At 49.4% G+C, this 320-nt stretch carries 2 rRNA genes; both read right to left on the bottom strand.

Features of this window, described 5'->3' with window-relative positions:
- Window positions 1-116: ribosomal RNA gene (gene rrf / locus CES82_RS12110) — 5S ribosomal RNA — on the bottom strand; the annotation flags it as partial.
- Window positions 117-183: 67 nt separating this feature from the next.
- Window positions 184-320, bottom strand: a 23S ribosomal RNA gene (locus tag CES82_RS12105); the annotation flags it as partial.

Raw genomic sequence — 320 nt, 5'->3', positions numbered from 1 at the left:
CGTGGCAACGTCCTACCCTTGCAGGGGGCGATCCCCCAACTACTCTCGGCGTGCTGAAGCTTAACTTCTGTGTTCGGCATGGGAACAGGTGTATCCTTCAGGCTATCGCCACCACACTATTGAGAACTGGTGCTCTCAAAACTAGACAATATCATTTTCTTTTACCGATGAACACCACTACTCGTGGTTAAGTCCTCGACCGATTAGTACTAGTCCGCTCCGTGCATCGCTGCACTTCCACTTCTAGCCTATCTACCTGATCATCTCTCAGGGGTCTTACTTCCATATAGGAATGGGAAATCTCATCTTGAGGCGAGTTT

This window comes from Secundilactobacillus silagincola (genome assembly GCF_002583405.1).
GTDB lineage: Bacteria > Bacillota > Bacilli > Lactobacillales > Lactobacillaceae > Secundilactobacillus > Secundilactobacillus silagincola.
Note: the sequence above shows the minus strand (reverse complement) of the source record. Positions and strands in the feature narration are given on the sequence as shown.